Source organism: Methylobacterium sp. WL18 (genome assembly GCF_008040015.1).
In the GTDB taxonomy this organism is placed as follows: Bacteria; Pseudomonadota; Alphaproteobacteria; order Rhizobiales; family Beijerinckiaceae; genus Methylobacterium; species Methylobacterium mesophilicum.
This window is the reverse complement of record NZ_VRVD01000287.1, coordinates 1-5874: the sequence shown is the minus strand read 5'-3', so window position 1 is coordinate 5874 and position 5874 is coordinate 1. Positions and strand designations below refer to the sequence as shown.

Genomic DNA, 5874 nt, shown 5'->3' with positions numbered 1-5874 from the left:
GTGCGGGCGGGCCTGTCCCGCGCGGCGATGAACCGGCGCGTCCTGCACCGGCTCTCGACCCTGTCCGAGCGGGAGCTGAAGGATATCGGCCTGACACCGCAGGACGTCGCCGACGCAGCCGTCCCGGGCCCCCGCGATGCCACCGATCTGCTGATCGGCCGGCGCGACGACCGCCGCCGGGCGCGGGGGGCGGGCCGGCGTTGATGCTGCGACGGTCCGCACGAAATGGGCCTCCACTCGACCACCACATTCAGGAGCGACCATAAGGTGAGCAGAGTTGCAGTGATTGCACCCGGCGCAACGGCCGTCGGCCCCTATGCGCACGCTGTGCGCGCCTGCGACACCGTCTATTTGTCGGGCCAGACTCCGATCGACGGTGCGACCGGCCGTTTGGTCGAAGGCGGGTTCAAAGAGCAGGTTCACCAGTGTTTTCGAAACCTCGAAGCTGTGCTGATAGCAGCGGGACTTGGCTTCGGGGACGTGGTGAAGTGCAACGTATTTCTGACTGACATGGGCGACTTCTCCGCGATGAACCACGTCTACGCCCAGTACTTCGCGGCCCCCTACCCGGCGCGCACGACGATCGGCGTTGCGGCGCTCCCGCTTGGGGCACACGTGGAGATCGAGATGGTTGCGGCTGTCCCACGGCCCTGAGGGCGTACGCATGCCGAGCGGAACACGGGGCCGGCGGTTGGTCGGGTCGGTGCGCGCAAAGTTCAATGAGGGGTGGCTGGGGACACTCGAATGACGCCGCGCGACACGCTGTCGGCCATCCTGGTTGTCACGATCCTTGGTGCCAACTTCGTTGCCATCAAGATCGGCCTCGAGACGACGCCTCCGCTCCTACTCTGCACCCTGCGCTTCGCCCTGGCGGCCGTTCCGGCGGTGCTGGTGATTCGGCCGCCCCGGGCTCCGCCTGCCCTGGTGGTCGTCTTCGGCCTGGCTTTGGGAATCGGTCAGTTCGGGTTGCTGTTCACGGCGATCCGGCTGGGTATGCCGGCCGGTCTTTCGTCGCTGCTGATCCAGGTCCAGGTGCCGTTCACGGTCGCGCTGGCCTGGCTGGTCCTCAGGGAACGCCCGCGCCGGCTACAAGTGCTGGGAGGCGTGGTCGCACTTCTGGGGACGGCGATGATCGCCCTTGGTCGAGCCGGCGGCGCGCCCGTGGGGCCACTCCTGTTGGTCGTCGCGGCCGCGTTGGCCTGGGCCTGCGCCAACGTGACCGCGAAGCGGATCGGGCAGGTCGACATGCTTGCCCTGATGGTGTGGGGCAGCCTCGCCACCACGGTGCCGCTGCTGGGCCTGTCGCTGATCGTCGAGGGGCCGGCTGCCCTCACGACCTTGACACATCCGGACTGGACGGCGGTGGCGTCGATCGGCTTCCAGGCCTATCCAACGACGCTGCTGGCCTTCGGCCTGTGGAATCGGCTCCTGACCCGCTATCCCGCGGCCGTGGTGACGCCGTTCGCGCTGCTGGTGCCGGTGGCCGGAATCCTGAGCACGCACCTGACGCTCGGCGAGCCTCTGAACTCCGACATCCTGGCGGGCGGAAGCCTCATCCTGGCCGGAATCGCCCTGAGCATCCGCGGTGGTCGCAGGTGCGCAATGGATCCGATACTCGCGAAGGCCGATGCCCCGCCGCGGGCCGTCAGCTGAGCTGCCCGGACGCGCATCGTGAGAGGCGGCTCGACGGCCACGTTGCCACCGGCATCTCACGTTTGACGGCGCCGATTCGCCGGTCGATCCCCATCCCGACCGCAGCGCAAACGTGAGAACGCCCCCGAAACGATCGGAGGCGCGGTTCGGATCTGAGGATGGGGGATCGTGGAAGTGGCGCGGGCGACGGGACTCGAACCCGCGACCTCCGGCGTGACAGGCCGGCACTCTAACCAACTGAGCTACGCCCGCACGGCGTGGTCGCTTCGAAGGGGGCGTTTCGCCCGGCGACGGGGCGGGGTGTATGGGCCAGGCCGGGGACTGTCAAGCGTGTCCGTGACGGTTTTGTTCGGCGGTGGGCCGGGCGGGCTGCGCGCTTGCGTCGTGTTGCAGGCGAGCCGCCCGCGCCCAATCTCTGCACAAGGCAGGACGTGCACTTTGTGCGACGCGACAAGCCATTGTCACGGGTCGGCGGCTCGACTAAGCCTCCGGCCGCGCGCATCCTGGCATAAGAACAATTCCACGGGCGAATCCGGTTCGGCGGCGCACCGCGGTTTCCCACGTCGATACGAGACGCTCTCGCGAGGCCCTGGCATGACCGGATTGTTGGCGGACTATCTTCCGCTCATCGTGTTCATCGGCGTTGCTCTGTTCATCGCCACCGCGCTGCTGGTCGTGCCGTTCCTGGTCGCCTTCAAGAGCCCGGATCCGGAGAAGCTCTCGGCCTACGAGTGCGGCTTCAATGCCTTCGACGATGCCCGCATGAAGTTCGACGTGCGGTTCTACCTCGTGGCGATCCTGTTCATCATCTTCGATCTCGAGGTCGCGTTCCTGTTCCCGTGGGCGATCAGCTTCGGAGACCTTGGCTGGTTCGGCTTCTGGTCGATGATCGTCTTCCTGGGCGTGCTGACGGTCGGTTTCGTCTACGAGTGGCGCAAGGGCGCCCTCGAGTGGGATTGATTCGCAACAGCAGCCTGCCCGCACCGCATTCCGAGTCGCCGATGGCCCTGATCACCGACACGACCCACAGCCTGTCCCGCGCCCCCGCGGTCGCGCCCCAGCCGAAGGGGATCATCGATCCCAACACCGGCCGGCCGATCGGCGCCGACGATCCGACCTTCCTGTCGATCAGCGACGAGCTGGCCGACCGGGGCTTCCTGCTCACCACCACGGACGAGCTGATCAACTGGGCCCGCACCGGCTCGCTGATGTGGATGACCTTCGGGCTCGCCTGCTGCGCGGTCGAGATGATGCAGATGTCGATGCCGCGCTACGATTGCGAGCGCTTCGGCTTCGCGCCGCGCGGCTCGCCGCGCCAATCCGACGTGATGATCGTCGCCGGCACCTTGACCAACAAGATGGCTCCGGCCCTGCGCAAGGTCTACGACCAGATGCCGGAGCCGCGCTACGTGATCTCGATGGGCTCCTGCGCCAACGGCGGCGGCTACTACCACTATTCCTATTCGGTGGTGCGCGGCTGCGACCGGGTGGTCCCGGTGGACATCTACGTGCCCGGCTGCCCGCCCACCGCAGAGGCGCTGCTCTACGGCGTTCTGCTTCTCCAGAAGAAGATCCGCCGCACCGGCACGATCGAGCGCTGAGGAGCGGCCATGACCAACGGCATCTCGATCCTGTCGCACACGCAGCCGGAGAGCGGCGCGGCCGCCCTCACGGCGCTGGCGGAACGCGTCACCGGCGCGCTCGGCCCGGCGGTGGTGTCCCACGCCATCGCGTTCGGCGAGCTGACCCTGGTGGTCCAGGCCTCCGACATCGTCTACGCGCTCACCTACCTGCGCGACGACCCGGCCTGCGCGTTCCGGAGCTTCATCGACATCTGCGGCGCGGACTACCCGCAGCGCGAGAAGCGCTTCGACGTGGTCTACCACCTGCTCTCGCTGCGCCACAACGCGCGCATCCGGGTGAAGGTGCAGACCGACGAGGTGACCCCGGTCCCCTCGGCCATCGAGGTGTTCCCGGCCGCCAACTGGTACGAGCGCGAGACCTACGACCTCTACGGCATCCTGTTCTCGGGGCATCCGGACCTGCGCCGGCTGCTCACCGATTACGGGTTCGAGGGGCACCCCCTGCGCAAGGACTTCCCGCTCACCGGCTTCGTCGAGGTCCGGTACGACCAGGACGAGGCCCGGGTCGTCTACGAGCCGGTCCAGCTGACGCAGGAATTCCGGAACTTCGATTTCCTCTCGCCCTGGGAGGGCACGGATTACGTGCTCCCGGGCGACGAGAAGAAGTCGGCCTGAGGAGCGGAACCGCCCGATGACCGAGCACAACATCCGCAACTTCGCGATCAATTTCGGCCCGCAGCACCCGGCGGCGCACGGCGTGCTGCGCCTGGTGCTGGAGCTGGACGGCGAGGTGGTCGAGCGGGTCGATCCGCATATCGGCCTGCTGCACCGCGGCACCGAGAAGCTGATCGAACACAAGACCTACCTGCAGGCGACGCCCTATTTCGACCGGCTCGACTACGTGTCTCCGATGAATCAGGAGCACGCCTTCTGCCTGGCGATCGAGAAGCTCGCGGGCATTGAAGTGCCTCGGCGCGCGCAGCTGATCCGCGTGCTGTTCTGCGAGATCGGCCGCCTCCTGTCGCACCTGCTCAACGTCACCACGCAGGCGATGGATGTCGGCGCCCTCACGCCCCCGCTCTGGGGCTTCGAGGAGCGCGAGAAGCTGATGATCTTCTACGAGCGTGCCTCGGGCGCCCGGCTCCACGCCAACTACTTCCGGCCGGGCGGCGTCCACCAGGATCTGCCGCCCAAGCTGGTCGACGACATCGAGGCCTTCTGCGACCCGTTCCTGCAGGTCGTCCAGGATCTCGACGACCTCGTCATGGCCAACCGCATCTTCAAGCAGCGCAACGTCGACATCGGCATCGTGTCGGTGGACGAGTGCATGGAGTGGGGCTTCTCCGGCGTCATGCTGCGCGGCTCGGGCATCCCGTGGGACCTGCGCAAGTCGCAGCCCTACGAGTGCTACGAGGAGATGGACTTCGACATCCCGGTCGGCCGGAACGGCGACACCTATGACCGGCAGGTGATCCGCATGGAGGAGATGCGGGAATCGGCCAAGATCATGAAGCAATGCTGCGCCAAGCTGCGCGAGCCGGCCGGGCAGGGCCCGATCGCGGCCATCGACGGCAAGTTCGCGCCGCCGCCCCGCCGGGAGATGAAGCGCTCGATGGAAGCGCTCATCCACCACTTCAAGCTCTACACCGAGGGTTTCCACGTACCGGAAGGCGAGGTCTACGCCGCGGTGGAAGCACCCAAGGGCGAGTTCGGCGTCTATCTCGTGTCCGACGGGACCAACAAGCCGTACCGCTGCAAGATCCGCGCGCCGGGCTTCGCGCATCTTCAGGCGATGGATTGGATGTGCCGGGGGCACCTTCTGGCCGACGTGTCGTGCGTGCTGGGCACCCTCGACATCGTGTTCGGCGAAGTGGATCGGTGAGGCGTTAGCAGGATGGCAAACCGCAGACTCGCGCCGGCCTCTGAGCAGCCCGAGAGCTTCGCGTTCTCCCCCGAGAACGCCGCCTGGGCGAAGACCCAGATCGCCAAGTACCCGGAAGGCCGCCAGGCCTCCGCGGTGATCTCGCTGCTCTGGAAGGCGCAGGAGCAGAACGGCGGGTGGCTGCCCCGGGCCGCCATCGAGGCGGTGGCGGCCGAGCTCGGCATGCCCAACATCCGCGTGCTGGAGGTCGCCACCTTCTACACGATGTTCGCCCTGGAGCCGGTCGGTCGCTTCTGGATCCAGGTCTGCGGCACGGTGCCGTGCGATTCCTGCGGTGCCCGGGGCCTGAAGGAGATGCTGGAGGCGCGCCTCGGCCCCGCCGGCCACGTCTCGCCCGACGGCACCTTCTCGTGGCTCGAGGTCGAGTGCCTGGGCGCCTGTTGCAACGCCCCGATGGTCCAGATCAACCAGGATTATTACGAGGACCTGACGCCCGAATCGCTCGGCACCCTGATGGACGACCTCGCCGCCGGCCGGCCGGTCAAGGTCGGCTCGCAGGTCGAGCGTCAGGCGTCCGAGCCGCTCGGCGGCCCCGACACGCTCACCGATCCGGCCCTGTTCGACGGCTCGCGGGTCGGCGCCTGGCGCAAGCGCTTCGAGGACACCGCGAAGTCCGGCGCCGAGGAGGCCGCGAAGGCGGACGAGGCGAAGTCGAGCGAGCAGCGGGCGGCGTCCCAGCCCAAGCCTGCCCGGCCC

8 protein-coding genes and 1 tRNA gene are annotated in these 5874 nt (G+C 67.7%); 8 read left to right on the top strand and 1 reads right to left on the bottom strand.

Going from position 1 to position 5874, the window contains the following annotated elements; genetic code table 11:
• The 3 genes from FV228_RS18505 to FV228_RS18495 all read left to right on the top strand — a co-directional run.
• Positions 1 to 204 (top strand): DUF1127 domain-containing protein (locus tag FV228_RS18505; RefSeq protein ID WP_147855967.1); only part of this gene is annotated, 204 nt, incomplete at its 5' end.
• Between the two features lie 63 nt (positions 205 to 267).
• Positions 268 to 654 (top strand): Rid family detoxifying hydrolase, encoded by a 387-nt coding sequence (locus FV228_RS18500; RefSeq protein WP_246689946.1) that lies wholly within the window; start codon positions 268 to 270, stop codon positions 652 to 654.
• Positions 655 to 744: 90 nt separating this feature from the next.
• Positions 745 to 1653, top strand: a complete 909-nt coding sequence (locus FV228_RS18495; protein WP_147855965.1) for an EamA family transporter — start codon at positions 745 to 747, stop codon at positions 1651 to 1653.
• A 175-nt stretch (positions 1654 to 1828) separates the two neighbouring features.
• Here the strand turns inward: FV228_RS18495 and FV228_RS18490 are convergent.
• Positions 1829 to 1905: transfer RNA gene (locus tag FV228_RS18490), tRNA-Asp, on the bottom strand.
• A gap of 342 nt (positions 1906 to 2247) precedes the next feature.
• On the opposite strand from FV228_RS18490, the gene FV228_RS18485 reads away from it, so the two are divergent.
• From FV228_RS18485 to nuoE, 5 genes are all read left to right on the top strand, one after another.
• Positions 2248 to 2613, top strand: coding sequence for an NADH-quinone oxidoreductase subunit A (locus FV228_RS18485; RefSeq protein ID WP_147855964.1), 366 nt, complete (start codon positions 2248 to 2250; stop codon positions 2611 to 2613).
• A 41-nt stretch (positions 2614 to 2654) separates the two neighbouring features.
• On the top strand, positions 2655 to 3254 hold the full coding sequence (locus FV228_RS18480) for an NADH-quinone oxidoreductase subunit B (protein ID WP_007560753.1): 600 nt from the start codon (positions 2655 to 2657) through the stop codon (positions 3252 to 3254).
• A gap of 9 nt (positions 3255 to 3263) precedes the next feature.
• Complete coding sequence (locus tag FV228_RS18475) at positions 3264 to 3911, top strand: NADH-quinone oxidoreductase subunit C (protein ID WP_147855963.1); 648 nt, start codon at positions 3264 to 3266, stop codon at positions 3909 to 3911.
• A gap of 16 nt (positions 3912 to 3927) precedes the next feature.
• Positions 3928 to 5118, top strand: coding sequence for an NADH-quinone oxidoreductase subunit D (locus FV228_RS18470; RefSeq protein ID WP_147855962.1), 1191 nt, complete (start codon positions 3928 to 3930; stop codon positions 5116 to 5118).
• Positions 5119 to 5130: 12 nt separating this feature from the next.
• Positions 5131 to 5874, top strand: a 744-nt coding sequence (gene nuoE / locus FV228_RS18465; RefSeq protein WP_147855961.1) for an NADH-quinone oxidoreductase subunit NuoE, incomplete at its 3' end; no start/stop codon positions are given.